The 21,668-nt window shown below is 72.8% G+C and carries 20 protein-coding genes; 9 read left to right on the top strand and 11 right to left on the bottom strand.

The genetic code is table 11. The features are described 5' to 3' along the window. Nucleotides 1-19 precede the first annotated feature (19 nt). The 4 genes from G3I54_RS19700 (at nucleotide 20) to G3I54_RS19685 (ending at nucleotide 4,301) form a co-directional block, all read left to right on the top strand. Nucleotides 20-1,237 carry an acyl-CoA dehydrogenase family protein gene (locus G3I54_RS19700; RefSeq protein WP_164616174.1) on the top strand — a complete coding sequence of 406 codons (1,218 nt, stop codon included), beginning with the start codon at nucleotides 20-22 and terminating at the stop codon, nucleotides 1,235-1,237. Between the two features lie 70 nt (nucleotides 1,238-1,307). Further along, nucleotides 1,308-1,862, top strand: coding sequence for an NADPH-dependent FMN reductase (gene ssuE, locus G3I54_RS19695; RefSeq protein WP_164616173.1), 555 nt, complete (start codon nucleotides 1,308-1,310; stop codon nucleotides 1,860-1,862). 74 nt (nucleotides 1,863-1,936) lie between these two features. Beyond that, nucleotides 1,937-3,109, top strand: a complete 1,173-nt coding sequence (locus G3I54_RS19690) for an SfnB family sulfur acquisition oxidoreductase (protein ID WP_343240368.1) — start codon at nucleotides 1,937-1,939, stop codon at nucleotides 3,107-3,109. 37 nt (nucleotides 3,110-3,146) lie between these two features. Then, nucleotides 3,147-4,301: an LLM class flavin-dependent oxidoreductase gene (locus G3I54_RS19685; protein ID WP_164616172.1), complete on the top strand. Its 1,155-nt coding sequence runs from the start codon at nucleotides 3,147-3,149 to the stop codon at nucleotides 4,299-4,301. Between the two features lie 60 nt (nucleotides 4,302-4,361). On the opposite strand, the gene G3I54_RS19680 is transcribed toward G3I54_RS19685, so the two are convergent. The 6 genes from G3I54_RS19680 to G3I54_RS19655 all read right to left on the bottom strand — a co-directional run bounded on the left by G3I54_RS19680 (nucleotide 4,362) and on the right by G3I54_RS19655 (nucleotide 11,033). Beyond that, nucleotides 4,362-5,297, bottom strand: coding sequence for an alpha/beta fold hydrolase (locus G3I54_RS19680; RefSeq protein ID WP_164616171.1), 936 nt, complete (start codon nucleotides 5,295-5,297; stop codon nucleotides 4,362-4,364). A 108-nt stretch (nucleotides 5,298-5,405) separates the two neighbouring features. Continuing rightward, complete coding sequence (locus G3I54_RS19675; RefSeq protein ID WP_164616170.1) at nucleotides 5,406-6,857, bottom strand: penicillin-binding transpeptidase domain-containing protein; 1,452 nt, start codon at nucleotides 6,855-6,857, stop codon at nucleotides 5,406-5,408. A gap of 91 nt (nucleotides 6,858-6,948) precedes the next feature. Continuing rightward, on the bottom strand, nucleotides 6,949-7,611 hold the full coding sequence (locus G3I54_RS19670; protein ID WP_164616184.1) for a response regulator transcription factor: 663 nt from the start codon (nucleotides 7,609-7,611) through the stop codon (nucleotides 6,949-6,951). 41 nt (nucleotides 7,612-7,652) lie between these two features. Next, on the bottom strand, nucleotides 7,653-8,987 hold the full coding sequence (locus G3I54_RS19665) for a histidine kinase (protein ID WP_239144449.1): 1,335 nt from the start codon (nucleotides 8,985-8,987) through the stop codon (nucleotides 7,653-7,655). Between the two features lie 26 nt (nucleotides 8,988-9,013). Continuing rightward, on the bottom strand, nucleotides 9,014-10,024 hold the full coding sequence (locus tag G3I54_RS19660) for a hypothetical protein (RefSeq protein ID WP_239144448.1): 1,011 nt from the start codon (nucleotides 10,022-10,024) through the stop codon (nucleotides 9,014-9,016). 238 nt (nucleotides 10,025-10,262) lie between these two features. Then, entirely contained in the window at nucleotides 10,263-11,033 is a 771-nt protein-coding gene (locus G3I54_RS19655) for an IclR family transcriptional regulator (RefSeq protein WP_164616169.1), read from the bottom strand. A 192-nt stretch (nucleotides 11,034-11,225) separates the two neighbouring features. On the opposite strand from G3I54_RS19655, the gene G3I54_RS19650 reads away from it, so the two are divergent. The 4 genes from G3I54_RS19650 (at nucleotide 11,226) to G3I54_RS19635 (ending at nucleotide 16,046) form a co-directional block, all read left to right on the top strand. After that, nucleotides 11,226-12,746: an aldehyde dehydrogenase (NADP(+)) gene (locus tag G3I54_RS19650; protein ID WP_164616168.1), complete on the top strand. Its 1,521-nt coding sequence runs from the start codon at nucleotides 11,226-11,228 to the stop codon at nucleotides 12,744-12,746. Continuing rightward, nucleotides 12,743-13,354, top strand: coding sequence for a DUF1349 domain-containing protein (locus G3I54_RS19645; RefSeq protein ID WP_164616167.1), 612 nt, complete (start codon nucleotides 12,743-12,745; stop codon nucleotides 13,352-13,354). The genes G3I54_RS19650 and G3I54_RS19645 overlap by 4 nt, the downstream gene beginning before the upstream one ends. Before the next feature lie 822 nt (nucleotides 13,355-14,176). Beyond that, nucleotides 14,177-14,893 (top strand): DsbA family oxidoreductase, encoded by a 717-nt coding sequence (locus G3I54_RS19640; protein WP_164616166.1) that lies wholly within the window; start codon nucleotides 14,177-14,179, stop codon nucleotides 14,891-14,893. Nucleotides 14,894-14,987: 94 nt separating this feature from the next. Further along, nucleotides 14,988-16,046: an aminotransferase class V-fold PLP-dependent enzyme gene (locus G3I54_RS19635; RefSeq protein WP_164616165.1), complete on the top strand. Its 1,059-nt coding sequence runs from the start codon at nucleotides 14,988-14,990 to the stop codon at nucleotides 16,044-16,046. 31 nt (nucleotides 16,047-16,077) lie between these two features. On the opposite strand, the gene G3I54_RS19630 is transcribed toward G3I54_RS19635, so the two are convergent. Continuing rightward, complete coding sequence (locus tag G3I54_RS19630) at nucleotides 16,078-16,584, bottom strand: MarR family winged helix-turn-helix transcriptional regulator (RefSeq protein ID WP_164616164.1); 507 nt, start codon at nucleotides 16,582-16,584, stop codon at nucleotides 16,078-16,080. 189 nt (nucleotides 16,585-16,773) lie between these two features. Between G3I54_RS19630 and G3I54_RS19625 the strand changes: the two genes are divergently transcribed. After that, nucleotides 16,774-17,844 carry an alkene reductase gene (locus tag G3I54_RS19625; protein ID WP_164616163.1) on the top strand — a complete coding sequence of 357 codons (1,071 nt, stop codon included), beginning with the start codon at nucleotides 16,774-16,776 and terminating at the stop codon, nucleotides 17,842-17,844. Here G3I54_RS19625 and G3I54_RS19620 read toward each other — a convergent pair. The 4 genes from G3I54_RS19620 to ectB all read right to left on the bottom strand — a co-directional run bounded on the left by G3I54_RS19620 (nucleotide 17,820) and on the right by ectB (nucleotide 21,602). Continuing rightward, nucleotides 17,820-18,854 (bottom strand): VOC family protein, encoded by a 1,035-nt coding sequence (locus tag G3I54_RS19620; protein ID WP_164616162.1) that lies wholly within the window; start codon nucleotides 18,852-18,854, stop codon nucleotides 17,820-17,822. The genes G3I54_RS19625 and G3I54_RS19620 overlap by 25 nt on opposite strands. A gap of 100 nt (nucleotides 18,855-18,954) precedes the next feature. Beyond that, on the bottom strand, nucleotides 18,955-19,848 hold the full coding sequence (gene thpD, locus G3I54_RS19615; RefSeq protein ID WP_164616161.1) for an ectoine hydroxylase: 894 nt from the start codon (nucleotides 19,846-19,848) through the stop codon (nucleotides 18,955-18,957). Between the two features lie 3 nt (nucleotides 19,849-19,851). Beyond that, a complete protein-coding gene (locus tag G3I54_RS19610; protein ID WP_006123624.1) occupies nucleotides 19,852-20,250 on the bottom strand; it encodes an ectoine synthase in 399 nt (132 codons plus the stop codon). An 89-nt stretch (nucleotides 20,251-20,339) separates the two neighbouring features. Further along, on the bottom strand, nucleotides 20,340-21,602 hold the full coding sequence (gene ectB, locus G3I54_RS19605) for a diaminobutyrate--2-oxoglutarate transaminase (RefSeq protein WP_164616160.1): 1,263 nt from the start codon (nucleotides 21,600-21,602) through the stop codon (nucleotides 20,340-20,342). Nucleotides 21,603-21,668 lie beyond the last annotated feature (66 nt).

The raw sequence follows: 21,668 nt of genomic DNA, 5'->3' as shown, positions 1-21,668 counted from the left end.
AGCTTGCGAAAGGTTCACCATGAGCACCGCAGCACCCACCGAGTGGAAGACCCTCCCCACCCCCGACGGCCCGGCGGCCTGGATCGAGCGTGCCGCCGAGGTCGCCGCGCTCCTCGCCACCGACGCCGCCGCCCGCGACAAGGCCGGCGCCACCCCGTACACCGAGATCCAGCTCCTCAAGGACTCCGGACTCGTCACCCTGCTCGGCCCGGCCGAGCACGGCGGCGGCGGACAGGACTGGACGACCGCCTACCGGGTGATCCGCGAGGTGGCCAAGGCCGACGGCTCGATCGGGCAGCTCCTCGGCTACCACTACCTCTGGAACTGGGCGGCCCGCCTCGTCGGCACCCGCGAGCAGTGGGAGCACGTAGAGGCCGAGGCGGTGCGGCACACCTGGTTCTTCGGCGGCGCGGTCAACCCGCGCGACAGCGACGTGGTCGTCACCGAGGACGGCGACGACCTCGTCTTCACCGGCGCCAAGACCTTCTCCACCGGCAGCAAGGTCTCCGACGTGACCGTGCTCGAAGGCGTCCTGGAAGGCACCGACCAGCACATCTTCGCCATCGTGCCCTCCGACAGCCCGGGGCTGACCTTCCACGACGACTGGGACAACATCGGCCAGCGGCTCACCGAGAGCGGCGGCGTCACCATCGACGGCGTCCGCACCCCGTGGGCCTCCGCCGCCGGCTATGTGGACAAGGAGTTCCGGCCCCGCGTCTACAACACCCTCAACGTGCCCACCATCCAGCTGGTGTTCATCAGCTTCTACCTGGGCATCGCCGCCGGAGCCCTGGAGACCGCCGCCACCTACACCCGCACCAAGACCCGCTCATGGCTGCACGGCGGATACGACCAGGCCGTCGACGAGCCGTACGTCATCGACGTCTACGGCGACCTCACCGCCAAGCTCTGGGCCGTGGAAGCCCTGGCCGACGCCGTCGCCGCCGAGGGCCAGAAGCTGCACGACGCACCGGACGAGGTGACCGCGCAGTCCCGTGCCGCCTTCGAGGTCCGGGTCGCCGCCGCCAAGGCCCGGGCCACCGATGTCGCGCTGGAGGTCACCAGCCGCATCTTCGAGGTCACCGGCGCCCGCTCCACCGCCTCCGCCGAGGGCCTCGACCGTTTCTGGCGCAACGTCCGCACCCACACCCTCCACGACCCGGTCGCCTACAAGCGCCGCGAGGTCGGCCGGCACGTCCTGACCGGCGAACTCCCCGAACCCACCTGGTACTCCTGACCGGCCCCGGGCCCGGGGCGGACCGCCACCACCGCCCCGGGCCCGGCACCCCCCCAGAAACGAGGTCCTCATGGCCACCGTCCTGTCCGTCTCCGGCAGCCCCTCCGCCACCTCCCGCACCGCCCGCCTGCTCCGCCGCCTCGACGCCGACCTGGTCGCCCAGGGCCACGAGGTGATACCGCTCGACGTCCGTACCCTGCCCGCCGAGGCCCTGCTCGGCGCGGACTTCGCGCACCCGGAGATCGTCCGCGCCACCGAGCTGTTCGCCCGCGCCGACGGCATCGTCATCGGCACCCCCGTCTACAAGGCCGCCTACTCCGGGCTGCTGAAGACGCTCCTGGACCTGCTGCCGCAGTACGCGCTGACCGGCAAGACCGTCCTCCCGCTGGCGACCGGCGGCACCACCGCCCATGTCCTCGCCCTCGACTACGCGCTGCGCCCGGTGCTCTCCTCGATGGGCGCCGCCCACATCGTCCAGGGCTGGTTCGTCCTCGACCGGCACATCACGACCGGCGACGACGGGGGAGTGCTCCTGGACCCGGCCTCCTCCGCCCCGCTCGACCAGGTGGTCGCCCAGTTCGCCGCCGCCCTGGACCGGACCGCCCCCGTCCCCGCCACCCGCTGACCCCGATCCGTACCCACCCTGGAGGCAGGCCCGTGACCGCGCCGACCCGACGACGACCACCCATCACCGCGCGGGTGATCCGCGACGACGCCGAGGCGCTGCGCACCGCCGCCGAACTCGCCGAGGAGTTCCGCTCGGGCGCCTCCGGACGGGACGCCCGGCGCGAACTGCCGCGCGCCGAACTCGACCGGCTCACCGCCACCGGCCTCCTCGCCGTCACCGTCCCGGCCGAGCACGGCGGGGCCGACGTCTCCGCCGCCACCCTCGCCGAGGTCTTCCGGCTGCTCGCCTCCGCCGACGCCAGCCTGGCGCAGATCCCGCAGAGCCACTTCGCGTACGTCAACGTGCTGCGGCAGCAGGGCAGCCCGGAGCAGCGGGCGTTCTTCTTCGCGGAGGTGCTGGCCGGCCGGCGGTTCGGCAACGCCCAGTCCGAGGCCGGGACCAAGCACCTCCAGGACATCCGCACCCGGCTGACGGATGCCGGAGACGGCTCATACCTCCTCACCGGGGTGAAGAACTACTCCACCGGAGCCCTCTTCGCCGACTGGATCCCCGTCCTCGCCCGCGCCGAGGGCGACCTGCTCCATGTCGCGTACGTCCCCGCCGACGCGCCCGGCCTCACCGTGACCGACGACTGGGACGGCATGGGCCAGCGGACGACCGCGAGCGGCACGGTCCGCCTGGAGTCCGTACCGGTCCCCGCGGCGCACGTCGTCCCCCACCACCTCACCTTCACCGGCCCCCAACTCCACGGTGCTCTGGCCCAGTTGCTGCACGCCGCCATCGACGCCGGGATCGCGGCCGGGGCGCTGGCGGAAGCCGTCGACTTCGTGACGACCCGCAGCCGGCCCTGGTTCGAGAGCGGGTACGAGACCGCAGCCGAGGACCCGCTGCTCATCCAGCGCTTCGGCGAACTGGACCTGCGCCGCCGGGCCGCCGACGCGCTGCTGGCCACCGCCGCCCGGGCCGTGGACACCGCACGGGCCGACCTGGATGACGACAGCGCGGCCGAGGCGTCGATCGCGGTGGCGGCGGCGAAGGCGTACGCCGGGAGCGCGGCGCTGGAGATCGCCGACGCGCTGTTCGAGGTGTCCGGGACGCGCGCCGCCCTCGACGGCCTCAACCTGCACCGGCACTGGCGCGACGCCCGCACCCACACGCTGCACGACCCGGCGCGCTGGAAGATCCAGCACCTCGGGCGGTACGTCCTGAACGGCGCCCGCCCGCCCCGCCACGGCCTGCTGTGACCGCCCTGTCCCGTACGGAAACCGCTTCGGAGAAACGATGTCCCTGACCTTCCACTGGTTCCTGCCCACCAACGGCGACAGCCGCCACGTCGTCGGCGGCGGCCACGGCACCCCGGTCACGGCGGCCGGCGGCGACCGCCCGCCGACGGTCCGCTACCTCGCCCAGATCGCCCGCGCCGCCGAGGACCTGGGCTTCACCGGAGCACTCACCCCCACCGGGGCCTGGTGCGAGGACGCCTGGCTGACCACCGCGATGGTCAGCCAGCACACCGAGCGGCTGAAGTTCCTCGTCGCCTTCCGCCCCGGCTTCGTCTCGCCCACCCTCGCCGCCCAGATGGCCTCCACCTTCCAGCGGCAGACCGGCGGGCGGCTGCTGCTGAACGTCGTCACCGGCGGCGAGAGCCATGAGCAGCGCGCGTACGGCGATTTCCTCGACAAGGACGCCCGCTACGCCCGTACCGGCGAATTCCTGGAGATCGTCCGGCAGTTGTGGGACGGCAAGACCGTCGACCTGGCGGGCGAGCACCTGCGCGTCGAGCAGGCCCGGCTCACCCAGCTCCCCGACCCCGTGCCGGAGGTCTACTTCGGCGGCTCTTCCCCGGCCGCCGGACGCGTCGCGGCCCGCCACACGGACGTCTACCTCACCTGGGGCGAACCGCCCGCCCAGGTCGCCGGGAAGATCGCCCGGATCCGGAGCCTCGCCGCCGAACAGGGCCGTACCGTACGGTTCGGCATCCGGCTCCACGTGATCACCCGGGACACCTCCGAGGCGGCCTGGGCCGAGGCGGACCGGCTGCTGGGGGGGTTCGACCCGGACACCGTGCGGGCGGTCCAGGAGGGCCTGGCCCGCAGCGAGTCCGAGGGGCAGCGGCGGATGCTGGAGCTGCACGGCGGCGGCCGGGACGGTCTGGAGATCCACCCCAACCTGTGGGCCGGCATCGGGCTCGTCCGGGGCGGCGCGGGCACCGCGCTGGTCGGCAGCCACACCGAGGTTGCCGAACGCGTCCGGGAGTACCACGCCCTGGGCATCGACGAGTTCGTGCTCTCCGGCTACCCGCACCTGGAGGAGGCGTACTGGTTCGGCGAGGGCGTCCTGCCCCGGCTGGCCGAGGCGGGTCTCTGGACGCACCCGGCGGGGCCGGTGCGCACGGGCGGCGGCGCGGAGATCCCGTTCGCGGGCGGGGCGCGGTAGCGGCCGACCGGCCCTGCGTGTGCGGCGTTCATGTCAGCGGCCGGCCGGCCGCGGCGCGCGTCAGTCGTCGGCGCCGACCGCCAACCGCCGGATCTCCTCGGCGAGTTCCGCCGCCGAGGTGGTCAGCACCAGGTGGTCCGCCTCCGGCAGCACCACATGCCGCCCGTGCGGCGACTGCCGGGCCCGGTACGCGTGCGAGGCCGTCGCCCGCTCCCGTACGGACTTCGGCATGCCCGGAGACACCCGGCCCGCCGACACCACGGTCACCGGCAGCCCCGCCAGACCCGGCGGGTTCTCCAGCAGGGCCCGCAGATCGCCCGCCGCGTCCTCCAGCTCCCGGCCCCGGGTGCGGGTCATGGCGACGGTGTAGCCCTCGGCCCGCATGTCGGCGGCGGCGTCGGGCGGCAGCGCGGCGGTGAGCGAGCGGTAGGCGCGGCCCAGCAGACCGAGCCGGGCCAGCGCGACCGTCGCCAGCTGCCCGATCCGCTCGGTCCGCCGCATCGAGGGCCGGAACAGCAGGTCGCACGACTCGTCGGTGGGGTCGACGAGGACCAGGCCCGCCACCCGGGCGGGCTGCGCGGCGGCCGTCAGCCGCACCAGCGGGCCGCCCCAGCTGTGGCCGACGAGGAGGAACGGTCCGCCGGGGCCGACGCGGTCGAGGTGGTCGAGCAGGTCCCCGAGATCCTCGGCGAGTGCGTGCAGCCGGCGCGAGACCCCGGCCGGGGCGGCCGGACTGCGGCCGAGACCGCTGCGGTCGTACACCACCGTCGGCGCGACCTCGGCCAGCGCGGCCTGGGCGCCCGCCCAGTAGGAGCGTCCGGCGGCGAGCCCGCCCTCGAAGACCACGGTCGGCCGGGTCCTGTCCGGCCCGGCGGGGCCTGGCAGCCACTGGTAGTACAGCTCGCGCCCGTCGCGGGTACGGGCGCGGCCCGCCTCGCCCTGGCAGTGAACGGGGGCGTCGGCGTCGCGCCCCGTACCGTGCTCGCCCGGAGCCATCCCCGTACCTCCCACACCTGCGTACGTCGGCACGTTGGCGCCCCGGGACCGTCCGGGGCGCCAAGTAAGGGAAGGGTAACCTAAGTCAGGGCTTTCGGGGGCGTTCGCTCACCGCTCCAGCGCCGCCTTCATCATCTTCTGCGCGATCGGCGCGGCCAGCCCGTTGCCGCTGACCTCGGAGCGCGCCGAGCCGGAGTCCTCGACGATCACCGCGACCGCGACCTCCTTGCCGCTCTCGCGGTCCTTCGCGTACGAGGTGAACCAGGCGTACGGGGTGTTGCTGTTGTCCACGCCGTTCTGCGCGGTGCCCGTCTTCCCACCGACCTCGGCCCCGGGAATCCTGGCGTTGGCGCCGGTGCCCTCCTCGACGACCGTCACCATCGCGCTCCGCAACTGCTCGGCGGTCGACTCCTCCACCACACGCTTCGTGTCGCCGTCGGCGGTCTCCTCCAGCGCCGTGCCGCCCCCGTCGGTCACCTGCGACACCATGTGCGGCGCGGCCAGCTCACCGCCGTTGGCCAGCGCCGAGGTGACCATCGCCATCTGGAGCGGGGTCGCGGTGACCTCGAACTGGCCGATCCCGGTCAGCGCCGTCTGCGCCTTGTCCATCCCGGTCGGGTACACGCTCTGCGCCGCCCGCACCGGGACGTCCAGCTTCTCGGTGTCGAACCCGAAGGTGTCCGCCATCTCCTTGACCTTGTCCTGGCCGAGGTCGGCGGCGGCCTTCGCGAAGACGTTGTTGCAGGAGTACTGGAGCGCGGTGCGCAGGGTCGCGTTCTCGCAGGGGGCGGACGCGTTCTCGTTGCGGAGCACCGTGCTGGTGCCGGGCAGGGTGTACGGGTCGGGGCTGTCGGTGCGCTCGTCGACCGAGCCGTACAGCCCGTCCTCCAGCGCCGCCGCCGCGACCACCAGCTTGAACGTGGAGCCAGGCGCCAGCGGCTGCCGCAGCGCCCGGTTGACCAGCGGCTTGTCCGGGTCGTCCAGCAGGGCCTGCCAGGCGTCCCCGTCCGTCGTCCCGCTGATCTTCGAGGGGTCGTACGAGGGGGTGGAGACCATGCCGAGGATCCGGCCGCTCTTCGGGTCGATGGCCACCGCCGCGCCCTTGTCGTCGCCGAGCGCCTCGTAGGCGGCCTTCTGGACGCCCGGGTCGATGGTGGTGAGGACGTTGCCCGGCTCGGCCTGCCCGCCGGTGATCAGGTCCTTCGGGTTCTTCAGCCGGTCGTCCGTGCCGTCCAGGACATCGCTGTGGATGCCTTCGAGCTGGGTCGCCCCGTACGCCTGCGAGCTGTAGCCGGTGACGGCCGCGTACAGCTCGCCCTGCGTATAGGTCCTCTTGTACCGGAGGTCGCCGCCACTGGTCCCCTTCGATCCGGTGACCGGCGAACCGGCCACGATGATGTCCCCGAGCGGCTGCGCGTACTGCGCGATGGTGTTCCGCCGGTTGTGCTCGTCGTCTGCGAGCGCCTTGGCCTCGTAGCCCTGCACCCACGTCGCCCGCACCAGCAGGGCGAGCACCATGAGCAGACAGAAGACCGAAGCGCGCCTGATTGTCTTGTTCATCCCGCTGGAGGGACGAGCGGGGGCGCTCCGGTCGTTCCTGATCGTGCCGCTTCTCACCGATTTCTCACGCGGCGCGCACGGGGGAGGCCGCTCAGCCCGGGGTGATGAAACCGGACTCGTACGCCGCGATGACCGCCTGGGTACGGTCCCGGGCGCCGGTCTTCGCGAGGATCGCCGCCACATGGGTCTTCGCCGTCGCCCGGCCCACCGCGAGCCGCCCCGCGATCTCCGCGTTGGTCAGCCCCGCCGCCATCAGCCGCAGCACGTCCGCCTCCCGCCCGGTCAGCCGCGCCACCCACGGCGGGGCCCCGGCCGGCCGCCGCGCGGCGTGCTCGGCGGCCAGCGTGCGCACCGCCGCCGGATAGAGGAGCGAGTCGCCGCACGCCACCAGGCGCACCGCCTGCACCAGCTCCTCGGCCGCCGCCCGCTTCAGCAGGAACCCGGCCGCCCCGGCGTGCAGGGCCTCGTACACGTACGCGTCGTTCTCGAAGGTCGTCACGACGACGATCCTCGGCGGGTCCTCCAGCGTGGCGAGGATCTGCTCCGTGGCCCGGATGCCGTCGATCTCCGGCATCCGCACGTCCATCAGCACCACGTCGGGCCGCAGCTCCCGCACGACGGAGACGGCCTCCGCGCCGGTGGCGGCCTCGCCGACGACCTCGATGCCCTCCTCGGCGTCCAGGATCACGCGCAGCGCCGTACGCACCATCCGCTCGTCGTCCGCCAGCACCACCCGCACCGGAGTCCCGTTCATCGCCGCTCCTCCGCCCGCCATCACCGCTCCCGCGTCCTCCATCACCGCTCCCGCTCCCGCGTCTGCTCGGCCGCCCCCGACACCTTCCCCAGCACGTTCCCCTTCCCCGGCACGCTCCCCGGCACCGTCAGCGGCAGCCGGGCGGTCAGTCGCCAGACGCCGTCGTCCGCCCGCGCCCCCGCCTCGGTCCGGCCGCCCAGCAGGACGGCCCGCTCCGCGATGCCGCGCAGCCCGCGGCCGCCTCCGGGACGTGCCACGGCGGGCCGTTCGCCCAGCGGATTCTCCATCACGATCTCCAGCTCCCGCTCCCGTACCGCGATCAGCAGCCGCACCGGGGGCGGGCCGCCCCCGCCGTGCCGCAGGGCGTTGCTCAGCCCTTCCTGGACGATCCGGTACGCCTCCCGCGAGACCACCGGGTCCACCACGCCCGGATCGCCCTCCCGCTCGTACGCCACCGGCGCCCCGGAGTACGCCAGCAGCCCGTCGAGCGCGTCCAGCCCCGGCCCGTACGCCGTGTCCGCCTCGTCGTCCGGCTCCCCGTCCTGCCGCAGCAGCCCCAGCACCGAGTCCAGCTCGCCGACCGTCCGACGCGTCGTCTCCTCGATGGCGGTCAGCGCCTCGCGGACGAACTCCGGATCGCGGTCCAGCACCCGGCGCGCCGCCCCCGCCTGAAGGGTCACGGCGCTCAGCGCATGGCCCACCGAGTCGTGCAGCTCCCGGGCGAGCCGGTTGCGCACCGCCAGATCCGCCGCGCGGCGCTCGGCGGCGGCCAGCCGGTCCTCGGGCGTCGGCCCCAGCAGCACCGGCGCCCGCCGGGCCAGCGCCTCCCCGGCCACGGCGGCGGCCAGCGCCAGCGCCAGCAGCATCGCGAGCCCGGCGAACGGCGCGAGGGCCAGAACCCACGGCTCCCGCAGCACGCGGGGCCCGTCGAGCAGCCAGGTGCCGCGCAGCCCCGGGAAGAACGGCAGGGCGGCCACCGCCACCGCGAACGGCGGCACTGTCAGCGTGGCCCCGCTGACGATCCCGCCGAGCGCCAGATGCAGGGTGTACCAGCCGGCGGTACGCACCCGGGCCTGCCGGGTCCGGGCGGGCCCGTCGGCCAACAGCGCGGGCGGAACCCCGCACAGGGCGCGGGCGGCGGCCACGGACAGCGGCCGCACGAGGGCGAAGAAGCCGGTGGCCGCCGCCATCGGCAGGGCGAGGCCGAACGCGATGAACTGGGCGGGCGGGGAGGAGAAGACCGGTCCTCCGCCGCTGGTCACGCCCACCAGGACCGTGCCGACCAGGAAGTACGGCATCAGCAGCGCGCCGCCGATGATCAGATGCAGCCAGCGCAGCCGCGCCCGCCGTCCGAACAGTGCGCCGAGCGGCTTCATGACACCTGGCTTCATGACACGTGGCTTCATGTGGTCCGGCTGCCGGAGGACGGGGCAGAGGCGGCAGCGGGCGCAGGCGCAGAGGTGGGCGCGGGGGTCTCGGCGGCCGTGGGCAGCGCGGGAGCCGCCGCCGCGCGCTCCGCGAAGAAGTACGCGCCCAGCGTCGCGACGAGCGCCCCGGCCAGCACCTGGCCAGCGTAGGTCACCGTCGCCGCCGCCGTCGCCCGGTCCGCCGCCTCGCCCGCCTCCATCAGTGCGGCGATGCTCAACCAACCGCCCCAGCAGGCCATTTCCGCCGAGCCGGCCCAGACCAGGACGAGCGGCAGACGCAGCGGGAGCCGGCCGGTGCGCCGGAAGGCGAGCAGCAGCACCCCGACGACGGTGACCACGACGAAGAGCAGGTTGACGGCCTCCAGGACGTAGAAGTCGCTGGTGCGGTCCGCCGCCCGGCCCGCGTTGAGCCCGGCGGTCGAACCGCCGGCCCACAACAGATGGGCGATGCCGGGCAGCAGGGCCGCCAGAGCGGCGGCGACGGCGGTCGCGCGCAGGGCGGGCGTGGTCGGGCTCTCCGGCAGATCGCGGAGCCGCCCCTGCCACAGACGGCCCCAGCGCTCCTTGGCGTACAGCGCGAAGAGGGCGCCGAGGGCGAGGCCCTGGACGATGAAGCCGCCGTAGACCACGCCGAAGACCCACGGGTCGAGGAACGGCTCGGAGGCCCCCTCGCCGACCGGACGCCCGTCGCCGCCGCCGAGGAGCCTGACGAGCAGCTGGAGCGGGAAGCCGGTCATGATCGGCAGCAGCAGCCCGCTTGCCACCCACATCGGCGCCACCAGCAGCCAGGCGGGCACCCGCTTGCCCCAGGGCCGGGTGAGCAGCAGGGCGAGGACGATGACGGCACCGTCCATCAGCACCGTGACCCCGTTGGCGACGCGCAGCGCGGTACCGCCGTCGAGCAGCGCGCTGCCGTCCGGGATGCCGACCCGAGCGCCCGCCATCCAGGCCGCCTTGAGGCCGATGTAGGGCAGACAGGGCGCCATGGCGACCGCCCGGAGCACGGCCCGCGCCCGGCCGACGCGGTACGGGGAGGCCTCGGGCGGTGCGGCGCGGTGCCGCGGGACGGGCGGGGGCGCTGTCGAGGGCGCGCTGCTGTCGGCTCGGCGGTTCGCTGTCATGACACCAGGTTTCCGCGCGGGCCGGGCCGGCGCCTCCTGCCCGGCGACGATCCGTCTCCGCCGCGCGGGGGAGGCCCCGGGGGCCGGGCGCGTCACACGGCGGTCAGAGCCGCCGGGTGGCGAGGGTCAGCCGGTCCCGGGCGTCGAACAGGGCGTCCTTCACCATCTGTTCGTGCCCCGGGGTGAGCCGGGCGACCGGCACCGAGCAGCTGATCGCGTCGCGCGCGGGCGTCCGGTAGGGGATCGCCACACCGAAGCAGCGCAGGCCGAGCGTGTTCTCCTCGCGGTCCACCGCGTAGCCCTGCTCGCGGACCAGCCGCAGCTCCTCGATGAGCTTCTCGCGATCCGTGATGGTGTGCTCGGTCAGCGCGGGCAGCGACTCGGGCAGCATCTTGCGGACCTGCTCGTCGCTGTGGGTGGCCAGCAGCGCCTTGCCGAGCGAGGTGGAGTGCGCGGGCAGCCGACGGCCGACCCGGGTGAAGGGGCGCAGATAGTGCTGGGACTGCCGGGTGGCGAGGTAGACCACGTTCGTCCCGTCGAGGCGGGCCAGGTGGATGGTCTCCGTGGTGTCGTCGGACAGCCGGTCCAGGGTGGGCCGGGCGGCGGCCACGACCTCGTCGCCGTCGATGTACGACGTACCGACCAGCAGGGCGCGGACGCCGATCCCGTACCGGGTGCCCGTCGCGTCCGTCTCCACCCAGCCCAGCTCCACCAGGGTGCGCAACAGCATGTAGAGGCTGGACTTGGGATAGCCGACCGCCTCCTGGACGGCGGCCAGCGAGTGCATGCCGGGCCGCCCCGCGAAGTATTCGAGGAGTTCCACGGTCCGTACCGCGGACTTGACCTGTGCCCCACCGGACTCGGCGACCGACATCGCCCACGCCCCCTTCTCCAGCTCATCGGCTTCTCGTCCGCATCCTCGTCCGAAAAGCCCGCCACACGATTGCCAACACGGAACGCCCGGAAATAGAGTCCCAGCACATTCACGATCAGGAACTCTGTTCAGAATACCGAACACTTGCCGATGTGCGGCCGAGGACGGTCATACGGACGGGAGGGAATCACGGTGAGCGCAGCACCAGTCTGGAGCGTCGACCCCCGAACCGGGAACCCGCGGGAGCAGGTTGCCGTGGAGGCTACCGCCGAGGAGGTCGACCGTGTGGTCCGGGCGGCCCACGCCGTCCGCGACGCGCTCGCCGACCGCACGGCGCGCGCCGCGTTCCTGCGTACGGCGGCGGAGCTGCTGGAGGAGTCCGGCGAGCACATCATCGAGGCCGCCGACGCCGAGACCGCCCTCGGGCCGGCCCGGCTCACCGGCGAACTGGCCCGCACCGCAGCGCAGTTGAGGGCCTTCGCGGAGGTCGTCGACGAAGGGGCCTACCTCGACGTCCACATCGACCACGAGGACGGCTCCCGCACCCCGCCCTGGCCCGACCTGCGCCGCTACAAGATCCCGCTCGGGGTCGTCGCCGTCTACGCGGCGAGCAACTTCCCGCTCGCCTTCTCCGTCCCCGGCGGCGACACGGCCAGCGCGCTCGCGGCCGGCTGCCCGGTCGTCGTCAAGGCACACCCCGACCACCCGGCCACCTCTGAACTCTGCGCCTCGGTGCTCCGCCGCGCCGCCGCCCGCACCGGCCTGCCCGAGGACGTGCTGACCCTGGTCCACGGCTTCGACGCGGGCGTCGAGCTGATCCGGCACCCGCTGGTGAGCGCGGCGGGCTTCACCGGCTCGGTACGCGGCGGACGCGCCCTGTTCGACGCGGCGGCCGCCCGCCCCGCCCCCATCCCCTTCCACGGCGAACTCGGGTCGCTCAACCCGGTCGTCGTCACCGCGGCGGCCGCCGCCGAGCGCGCCGGGGAGATCGGCACAGGGCTCGGCGGGTCGATGACCCTCGGCGTCGGCCAGTTCTGCACCAAGCCCGGCTTCGTCCTGGTCCCCGAGGGCGCGGCGGGCGACCAGCTCCTGAAGACCCTCACCGAGACGGTCAGCTCCACCGGCTCCGGCGTCCTGCTGGACCACCGCATGCGGGACGCCTTCGTCACGGGCGTACGGGAGCGGGCCGCACTGCCCGACGTCGTCGCCCCCGTCACCCCCGGCGCGGCCGGCGAGCACACCGTCGCCGCCGGATACCTCACCGTGCCGGCCGCCCGGCTGACCGCGAAGGGCCCGCACGACGCGCTGCTGGAGGAGTGCTTCGGCCCGGTCGCCGTGATCGCGCGGTACGCCTCCGTCGACGAGATCGCCGCCGTCCTGGCCCGGCTGCCCGGGAACCTCACCGCCACCCTCCACACCGCCACCGGGAACCCCGACCCCGACGCGGCCCGCCTGCTGCCCGCCCTCACCCCGCTGGCCGGCCGCATCCTCGTCAACGCCTGGCCGACCGGCGTCGCGGTCGCCCCCGCCCAGCACCACGGCGGCCCCTACCCCGCCACCACGTCCACCTCCACCTCGGTCGGCGCGACGGCGATCGAACGCTGGCTGCGCCCGGTCACCTACCAGTCCACCCCCGAGACGCTCCTCCCGCCGGAACTCCAGGAGGCCAACCCGCAGGGCCTGCCCCGCCGGGTGGACGGACGCCGGGCATGACCCCGCACCTGGACGCCCTTCCCTTCGCCCTGGACGCGGCGGGCCCCGACGGACGCTGGACCCACGCCGACGGCGTACTGACCGGCCGGGCAGGCCCCGGCCAGGACCTGTTCGTCCCCCCGTCCGGCGACTCCCTCGACCCGGCCTCCGACGCCCCGCGGCTGCTCGGCGCGGTGGGGGAGGGCGACTTCCGGCTGCTGGCCCGGGTGCGCCCCGGTCTGGCCTCGGCCGGTGACGCGGGCGCGCTGTATCTCCATGTCGGGGACCGCGACTGGGCCAAGCTCTGCCTGGAGCACTCCGCGGACCTCCCGACCGTCTGCACGGTCGTCACCCGGGGCCACTCCGACGACGCCAACGCCTTCGTGGTGGAGGAGGGCGTCTGCTGGCTCCGCCTGAGCCGCAACGGCAGCGCCTACGCCTTCCACGCCTCCACCGACGGCGAGACCTGGACCTTCGTCCGCGTCTTCACCCTCGGCACCGAGGAGGAACGGGCGACCGCCCGCGTCGGCTTCCTGGTGCAGTCACCGACCGGCGAGGGCTGCGGCGCGGTCTTCGACCGGATCGCGTTCCTGCCCGGGGGAGTGGAGAGCCTGCGCGACGGGCGGTGACGGGGGCGGAGCAGCGGAAGGCCCCGGGCGGCATCCGGGGAAGCCGGCCGGGGCGGTATGAGTGGTGAAGCCGGTTCGGAGAACGCTCCCGGTGATATCCGGTGCCTTGCGTGGACAAAGCTCCTCGGCGAGCGAAATCCAGCTCACCGGGAATGTTCACCCTGGGCCAGGACCATTTCCGGTGAAGTGTCAAACGCCAGTTCTACGTTTGTACTCACCGGTAATCGTTACTGGCCAGGTAGTGGGGAATTCGCCAGGATGCGCCAGGGTGCGCCGCCTGGTCAGCCGCCGTTCTGATCGGGTGGGATGTTCCATCAGCGCACCCCGGTAGTGAAGCCGTGGAGGAGGTCCCTGTCCGGCCGAGGGTGAGTGCCGGCGCAATGTGGTCTCCGAGGGTCCGTCAGTACCTCTGAGTGCCGGGAATTTTTTCGCTGAACCAAGATTTCTTCGGTTCGGCGAACTTTCTTGGTGGCCCGGCTGCGCGTGCGTTAATTTGACGCGCTATCCACTTCCCATTCCCAGCAGGAGCGAGGTATTTCATGCCGAAGGCAACGCGAGAGATCCGACCCGCCCCTTCGTTTGAACTGCGCTGCGGGGGACTGCGCTTAACGATCGAGCGCGTCCCCGGGTGGCTGGTGGCAGCCCTTGCCACAGCTGCAGGGAGTGGGCTCGCCGCATGGCTCACGTCCCTCTAGCTCGTTGTTCCACGGTCCTCCGCCGGCACGGGAATCACCTGGTCAGGTTCGATGTTGCTACCGGTGACCCGATCCGCGGAGGGACCCTCCGCGCACCCGTCCGCGACCCCTGGAGAGAAGAAGAGTCATGCGCGTCGAGATCTGGAGCGACATCGCCTGTCCGTGGTGCTACATCGGCAAGGCCCGCTTCGAGAAGGGCCTCGCGGAGTTCGCCCACCGAGACGAGGTCGAGGTGGTGCACCGGTCCTTCGAGCTCGACCCCGGGCGGGCCAAGGGCGACACCGCGCTCGTGATCGACATGCTGGCCGAGAAGTACGGCCGCAGCCGCGAGGAGGCCGCCTCGATGGAGGCCAACGTCGCGGCCAACGCGCAGTCCGAGGGGCTCGGCTACCGCACCGAGGGCCGTGACCACGGCAGCACCTTCGACATCCACCGGCTGCTGCACCTGGCCAAGGCCCGGGGCCGTCAGGACGAGCTGCTGACCCTCGCCTACCGGGCGAACTTCGCCGAGGAGCGCTCCGTCTTCGACGACGAGGTGCTGCTCGCCCTCGCCGTGGAGGCCGGACTCGACGGCGACGAGGCCCGTACGGTGCTCGCCGACCCCGAGGCGTACGCGGACGATGTCCGGACCGATGAGCGCGAGGCGGCCGAACTGGGCGCCAACGCCGTGCCGTTCTTCGTCCTCGATCGGCGGTACGGGATCTCCGGCGGCCAGCCGTCGGAAGTCTTCGTTCAGGCGCTGGAGCAGGCCTGGAAGGACCGTCCCGCCACCGCGTTGACCACCGTCGGCGGAGACGCGGCGGGCTGCGACGCGGACGGGGCCTGCGAGGTTCCGGGGAGCTGAGCTCCGGCCGGCCCCCATCTCATAAGCGATCCTTTGGCGCACCCCTTAACTCTCCGTGATTGACTTTGGGTTAAGGGGGCTTCAGGGTGGACGCATGACGATCCTCGCGCCCATCCAAGCCGCAGCCGTCGAGTTCGCGCCCGAGGTCACCTACCTCAACACCTCCAGCTGGGGCCTGCTGCCCCGCCGGACGATCGCCGCCGTCAAGGCCCTGGCCGACGAGAACGCCGTCGGCCGGCGGGAGGGGGCGGGCAGCTTCGACGCGGTGGAGGCCGCCCGGGCCGGATTCGCCCGGCTCGCCGGGGTCCACCCGGACCGGGTCGCCACCGGCGGTTCCGTCACCGTCCATGTCGGCCTGATCGCCGCATCGCTGCCGCCCGGCGCCGAAGTCCTCTGTCCCGAGGGCGAGTTCGCCTCCGTGGTCAGCCCGTTCGCGCTCCGCGGCGATCTGCGCGTGCGGTACGCGCCGCTCGCGGACCTCGCCGAGGCCGTCCGGCCCTCGACCGCCCTGGTCGCCTTCTCCGCGGTGCAGTCCGCCGACGGCCGGGTCGCCGACCTCGCCGCCGTCCGCGCGGCCGCCGCGGCGCACGGGGCCCGGACCCTGCTGGACGCCACCCAGGCGGCGGGCTGGTTCCCGCTGGACGCCGGGGCGTACGACTACACCGTCACCGGCGGCTTCAAGTTCCTGCTCTGCCCGCGCGGTACGTCGTTCCTGACGGTCACCGAGGAGGCGCAGGACACCCTGCCGCCGCTCTTCGCCGGCTGGGTCTCCGCCGGCGCGCCCTGGAACAGCAACTACGGCCCGCTGGAGCGCCTCGCCCCGACCGCCCGCGGCTTCGACGAGCCGCCCGCCTTTCTCTCGTACCACGGGGCCGAGCACTCCCTGGAGCTGCTCGCGGAGGTCGGCGCCGACGCCCTGTACGCGCACGCCACCGGGCTCGCGGCCCGGCTGCGCTCCGGGTTGGCCGAGCTCGGGCGCGAGGTCGTTCCCGGGGAGTCGGCGATCGTCTCCGTACCGGGGTTGGAGGGCCGTCGGGACGATCTGACGAAGGCCGGGATCGCCGTCTCGGCCCCGGCCGGGAATCTGCGGATCTCCTGCCACCTCTACAACACCGAGGCCGATGTGGACCGGGTGCTGGAGTTCCTGGCCTGATCGCTCCGCGAGGGACTGGGCGCCGTACGGCTCAGCGCCGGTCGGGGCAGTCCGCGGTCTCCCGGCAGAGGTTCTCCTCGACCTTCGCCAGCAGCCGGACCAGCTCCGCGCGCTCGGCCCCGTCCAGGCCCGCGAGCGTGTGCTCCTCCAGGCTGCCCCAGGCGGCCTCGACCGCGGTGTGCAGCGCGCAGCTCTCGTCCGTCGCCTCGACCAGTACGGCCCGCCGGTCGGCCGGGTCGGGGCGGCGGCGCACATGCCCGGTCTGCTCCAGCCGCTGGAGCATCTTCGTGACCGTGGACGGGTCCAGGTCCAGCGACCTGATCAGCTCCGTCTGACGGACCGCCCCCCGGTCCCACAGATGCATCATCAGCAACTCCTGCCCCGGGTAGAGGTCCACCCCCTTGAGCGCCTTGCCCGCCGCGATCCGGTGCAGCCGGGCCACCCGGGAGACGGCATGGCTCACGGGCCCGCTGAGCGCCGCCGTGGGCGGCGCGTCGGTACAGGCCTCTTCCGCGGGGGTGGCGTGGCCGGTGGTCATGGCGGGCTCCTGGGGTCCTCGGGGCTGCGAGCGGCGGCCACCGGTGGCGGCGTTCGGTGGCGGCTTTCGATGATGCCCGACGGAATGGGCGACGGTTTCCCACGACTTTACCTTGGTCGGCCAATGAATGGGTTATGGTTGCCGTCGGCACCGATGCTTGGCCGACCACATACTTTCTTGGGAGCCTTCATGACCACCGCTTTCGACCCGATCGACCTGTCCGGCACCCCGCTGGCCAACCGCATCGCCCTGGCCCCGATGACCCGCAGCCGGGCCGGTGAGGGCGGCACCGCCACCGAGCTCACCGCCACGTACTACGCTCAGCGCGCCTCGGCCGGCCTGGTGATCACCGAGGGCATCCAGCCGTCCGTCGTGGGCCAGGGCTACCCCTCCACACCCGGACTGCACAGCGCCGAGCAGGTCGCCTCCTGGCGTACGGTCACCGACGCGGTGCACGCCGAGGGCGGCCGGATCTTCGCCCAGATCATGCACGCGGGCCGCATCGGCCACCCGGTCCTGCTCCCCGACGGCCTCGTCCCCGTCAGCGCCTCCCCGGTCAAGGCCGAGGGGCAGGTCTACACCCACGTCGGACCGAAGGACTTCGTCGAGCCGCACGAGCTGACCGACGCCGAGGTCCGCGCGACCGTCGCCGACTTCACCGCCGCCGCCCGCAACGCCGTGGACGCCGGGTTCGACGGGGTCGAGCTGCACGGCGCCAACGGCTACCTCATCCACCAGTTCCTCGCCCCCAACACCAACCTGCGCACCGACGCGTGGGGCGGCTCCGACGAGGCCCGCATCCGCTTCGCCGTCGAGGTCGTCAAGGCCGTCGCCGCCGAGATCGGCCCGGAGCGCACCGCACTGCGCATCTCGCCCGGCAACCCGTACAACGACATCGACGAGCCCGCGCCGGAGGCCACGTACACCGCGCTGGTCCGGGAGATCGAGCCGCTCGGCCTCGCCTACCTGCACGTCCTGGAGGCCGTCCCGATCCGCGAGCTGACCCTCGCTCTGCGCAAGGCCTTCTCCGGGACGTTCGTCATCAACGTGCACACCGAGGGCGCCACCGGACCCGGCGATCACACGGTGATCGACGACGGCATCGCCGACCTGATCTCCTACGGGGCGCTCTTCCTCGCCAACCCGGACCTGCCCGCCCGGCTGAAGGCGGGCGGCCCGTTCAACACCCCCGACCCGTCGACCTTCTTCGGCGGCGACGCCAAGGGCTACACCGACTACCCGGCGCTCGACGCCGTCTGATCCGCCAACGGCCGCCCGTCCCACCGCCACGAGGTACGGCGCGGGCGGTCCGGCAGCTCGGCGCGGCCGGTGGCCCACAGCAGGACGGTCCACCGGTCCCCGCCCGCCGGGGCGTCGGGGAAGAGGCGGGCCAGCACCCGGTCGCAGAGCGCCGGGGACGGCGACCAGTCCAGCCCCAGGCCCTCGGCCAGGTCATGGGTGTGCACCAGGGTCTCCACCACACCCATCGCGGCGAAGCCCTCCGGGTCGGAGATCCCGTACCCGTGGTGCGAGCGCACCTCCGGCGGTGTCGTCCGCGCCATCGAGGCCAGCAGCGCACCGCTCGCCTCCAGCGTGGCGAGCAGCCCGGCGGGCCCGGCCCCGCGGTCGGCGAAGACCGCGTTGTGCGGTCCGCCCTCCCGGTCCGGCGCCCACCGATAGGGCACATCGTGGTCCAGCGGAGGCGTACGGGGCCCCAACTGCGCGGCGTACGCGAACAGATCGTCGCTCAGGTGCTCCACCGTCTCCCAGCAGGTCCACGTCAGGCTCCCCGCGGGCGTGTCCCAGCGGTCCGCCGGGGCGCCGGCCAGCACGTCCACCGCGAGCCGCACCGCCGAGGTCACATCGTCGGCGGTCACCGGCAGCCGCGTGCCGGTCAACGCCGCCCGCTCGGCCGCGCCGCACTCCACACAGAACTCGTTGCCCTCGGGATCGGCGAGCGTCGCCCAACCGCGCCCGTTCGGTTTGCGGTGGTCGCCCACCAGCGTGGCCCCGAGCGCGAGCAGCCGCTCGACCTCCTCGTCCCGGGAGCGGTCCTGCGGCTGGATGTCCAGATGGACGCGGTTCTTGGTCTGCTTGGGCCCGTCGACCTGGACGAAGAGGATCGCCGCGCCGGGGGCCTCGACGAGCGCCTCCGGATCGCCGGGGAGGTCTTCGTCGGAGAGCGGCGCACCGAGCACCTGGGACCAGAAGCCGCCGAGCGCGTAGGCGTCGGCGCAGTCGATCGTGATGTGGCGTACGTGGGAAGTCATGGCCGACACCCTCTCCGCTGACCCGGCGGCGGTCCAGCGAGTTACGCGCGCAGGGCCGGGACGGCGTACCGTCCCGGCCCCGACTCGCCTGAGCCTGCCGCTACTTCACCGGGGTGAAGTCCCGCGCCCCGATGAACTCGGGGCGGCGGATCGGAGCCGCGAAGGGCTCCTGCGCCGCGTTCTCCACGCTGTTGAAGACGATGAAGACATTGCTGCGCGCGTACGGGGTGATGTTGTCTCCCGAACCGTGCATGGCGTTGCAGTCGAACCAGGTCGCCGAACCGGCCTTGCCCGTGAAGAGCTTGATGCCGTGGCGGTCGGCCATCTTCGTCAGCGCCTCGTCGGACGGGGTGCCCGCGTCCTGCATCTGGAGCGACTTCTTGTAGTTGTCCTTCGGCGTCTCGCCCGCACAGCCGAGGAACGACTTGTGCGAACCGGGCATGATCATCAGCCCGCCGTTGGTGTCGAAGTTCTCGGTCAGCGCGATCGACACGGACACCGTCCGCATGTTCGGCAGACCGTCCTCCGCGTGCCAGGTCTCGAAGTCCGAGTGCCAGTAGAAGCCCGAGGCCCCGAAGCCCGGCTTCACATTGATCCGGGACTGGTGGACGTACACGTCCGAGCCGAGGATCTGGCGGGCCCGGCCCACCACCCGCTCGTCGCGGACCAGGGCGGCGAAGACCTCGCTGATCTTGTGGACCTCGAAGACGGACCGCACGTTCTGCGACTGCTTCTCGACGATCGAGCGCTCGTCGGCGCGGATCGCCGGGTCGGAGATCAGCCGGTTCAGCTCCGCCTGGTAGACGGCGACCTCGTCCGGCGTGATCAGCTGCTCGATGCTGAGGAAGCCGTCGTGCTCGTAGCTCTGGAGGTCCTTGGCGGCGATCGGACCCGGTGCGCCCGGCGCGGACCAGATGACCGGGTCCTGGCGGGGAGTGGTCATCTCGGCGGCGCCGCGCGAGGGGTACAGATCGGCGCGTACTTCGGTGGTCATGGTTCAGCCCTCCTCGGTCAGCAGTGGGTAGACACCGTTCTCGTCATGGTCCTCCCGTCCGGTGACGGGGGGGTTGAAGACGCACACGCAGCGGAAGTCGGTCTTGGGCCGCATGGTGTGCCGCTCATGTCCGTCCAGCAGATACATCGTGCCGGGCGTGATCCAGTGCTTCTCGCCGGTCTCGTCGTTGGTGAGCTCGGCCTCGCCCTCGGTGCACAGCACCGCCTCGATGTGGTTCGCGTACCACATGGAGGTCTCCGTGCCCGCGTACAGCACGGTCTCGTGGAGCGAGAAGCCCACCTTCTCCTTGGCGAGCACGATGCGCTTGCTCTCCCAGGTGCCGGACGCGGCCTTCACATGCCGGTCGGTGTTCTCGATGTCACTGAACGATCGGACGATCACGGTGAGCGGTTGCCTTTCTCTTCTCTGCACGGGCCCCGGGCCTCGCGGCCCGGGACCTCTTCTTCTGCGCCTGCCCCGGGAGTACCGGGTCAGGCTGTCTCGCGGACGCAGCGGGCCAGCGTGCGCAGGCCCTCGTCCAGTTCCTCGGGGGTGATGGTCAGCGGCGGCAGCAGCTTGACGACCTCGCTCTGCGGGCCCGAGGTCTCCAGCAGGAGCCCCAGCTCGAAGGCGCGGGCGCAGACCGCCGAGGCGCGCGCCGGGTCCTCGAACTCCATGCCCCACACCAGGCCCCGGCCGCGGAACTGCGCGGTCGGCTCCTCGGCGCAGATGGCCAGCAACGTCTGCTCGACCTGCTCGCCGCGGGCCAGGGTCTGCTTCTCCATCTGGCCGTCCGCCCAGTAGGCGTCCAGCGCGGCGGCGGCCGTGACGAAGGCCGGGTTGTTGCCGCGGAAGGTGCCGTTGTGCTCGCCCGGCTCCCAGATGTCCAGCTCCGGCTTGAACAGGCAGAGCGACATCGGCAGGCCGTAGCCGCTGATGGACTTCGACAGCGTGACGATGTCCGGGACGATGCCGGCCTCCTCGAAGGAGAAGAAGCCGCCGGTACGGCCGCAGCCCATCTGGATGTCGTCGACGATCAGCAGCATGTCCTGGCGCTCGCACAGCTCCTTGAGCGCGCGCAGCCACTCGGCGCGGGCGACGTTGATGCCGCCCTCGCCCTGGACCGTCTCCACGATCACGGCGGCGGGCTTGTTCAGCCCGGAGCCCTGGTCCTCCAGCAGCCGCTCGAACCACAGGAAGTCGGGGACCGTACCGTCGAAGTAGTTGTCGAACGGCATCGGGGTGCCGTGCACCAGCGGGATCCCGGCGCCGGCCCGCTTGAACGCGTTGCCGGTGACGGCGAGCGAGCCCAGCGACATGCCGTGGAAGGCGTTGGTGAACGAGACGACGGACTCGCGGCCCTTGACCTTACGGGCCAGCTTCAGCGCCGACTCGACGGCGTTGGTGCCGGTCGGGCCGGGGAACATCACCTTGTACGGCAGGTCGCGCGGCCGCAGGATCACGTTCTGGAAGGTCTCCAGGAACGCGCGCTTGGCGGTGGTCGCCATGTCCAGGCCGTGGGTGATGCCGTCGCGCTCGATGTAGTCGATCAGCGCTCGTTTCAGCACCGGGTTGTTGTGGCCGTAGTTCAGCGAGCCGGCCCCGGCGAAGAAGTCCAGGTAGGAGTGGCCGTCCTCGTCGGTCAGCCGGGCGCCCTGCGCGCGGTCGAAGACGGCGGGCCAGCCGCGGCAGTAGCTCCGGACCTCGGACTCAAGAGTCTCGAAGACGCTCAGTGCGGGCGGGGTGATGGTCACAGCGGATCTCCTGCGTGAGGGGGTGTGACGGGCGGTGGTCGAGTGCTCCCCGCCGCACGGAGGCGG

It is taken from the genome of Streptomyces sp. SID14515, from assembly GCF_010548505.1.
GTDB lineage: Bacteria > Actinomycetota > Actinomycetes > Streptomycetales > Streptomycetaceae > Streptomyces > Streptomyces caviscabies.
The sequence above is the reverse complement of the archived record's forward strand: the minus strand, read 5'-3'. Positions and strand labels throughout refer to the sequence as shown.

What these genes read in the sequence shown, in the direction of transcription:
- thpD (WP_164616161.1), bottom strand. Translation starts at nt 19,848, where the DNA reads ATGACCACCGAAGTACGCGCCGATCTGTACCCCTCGCGCGGCGCCGCC.
- G3I54_RS19625 (WP_164616163.1), top strand. Translation starts at nt 16,774, where the DNA reads ATGACCACCGCTTTCGACCCGATCGACCTGTCCGGCACCCCGCTGGCC.
- G3I54_RS19670 (WP_164616184.1), bottom strand. Translation starts at nt 7,611, where the DNA reads ATGAACGGGACTCCGGTGCGGGTGGTGCTGGCGGACGACGAGCGGATG.
- G3I54_RS19660 (WP_239144448.1), bottom strand. Translation starts at nt 10,024, where the DNA reads ATGGCGCCCTGTCTGCCCTACATCGGCCTCAAGGCGGCCTGGATGGCG.
- ssuE (WP_164616173.1), top strand. Translation starts at nt 1,308, where the DNA reads ATGGCCACCGTCCTGTCCGTCTCCGGCAGCCCCTCCGCCACCTCCCGC.
- G3I54_RS19665 (WP_239144449.1), bottom strand. Translation starts at nt 8,987, where the DNA reads ATGAAGCCGCTCGGCGCACTGTTCGGACGGCGGGCGCGGCTGCGCTGG.
- G3I54_RS19700 (WP_164616174.1), top strand. Translation starts at nt 20, where the DNA reads ATGAGCACCGCAGCACCCACCGAGTGGAAGACCCTCCCCACCCCCGAC.
- G3I54_RS19620 (WP_164616162.1), bottom strand. Translation starts at nt 18,854, where the DNA reads ATGACTTCCCACGTACGCCACATCACGATCGACTGCGCCGACGCCTAC.
- G3I54_RS19675 (WP_164616170.1), bottom strand. Translation starts at nt 6,857, where the DNA reads ATGAACAAGACAATCAGGCGCGCTTCGGTCTTCTGTCTGCTCATGGTG.
- G3I54_RS19640 (WP_164616166.1), top strand. Translation starts at nt 14,177, where the DNA reads ATGCGCGTCGAGATCTGGAGCGACATCGCCTGTCCGTGGTGCTACATC.
- G3I54_RS19645 (WP_164616167.1), top strand. Translation starts at nt 12,743, where the DNA reads ATGACCCCGCACCTGGACGCCCTTCCCTTCGCCCTGGACGCGGCGGGC.
- G3I54_RS19680 (WP_164616171.1), bottom strand. Translation starts at nt 5,297, where the DNA reads ATGGCTCCGGGCGAGCACGGTACGGGGCGCGACGCCGACGCCCCCGTT.
- G3I54_RS19635 (WP_164616165.1), top strand. Translation starts at nt 14,988, where the DNA reads ATGACGATCCTCGCGCCCATCCAAGCCGCAGCCGTCGAGTTCGCGCCC.
- G3I54_RS19685 (WP_164616172.1), top strand. Translation starts at nt 3,147, where the DNA reads ATGTCCCTGACCTTCCACTGGTTCCTGCCCACCAACGGCGACAGCCGC.
- G3I54_RS19630 (WP_164616164.1), bottom strand. Translation starts at nt 16,584, where the DNA reads ATGACCACCGGCCACGCCACCCCCGCGGAAGAGGCCTGTACCGACGCG.
- G3I54_RS19655 (WP_164616169.1), bottom strand. Translation starts at nt 11,033, where the DNA reads ATGTCGGTCGCCGAGTCCGGTGGGGCACAGGTCAAGTCCGCGGTACGG.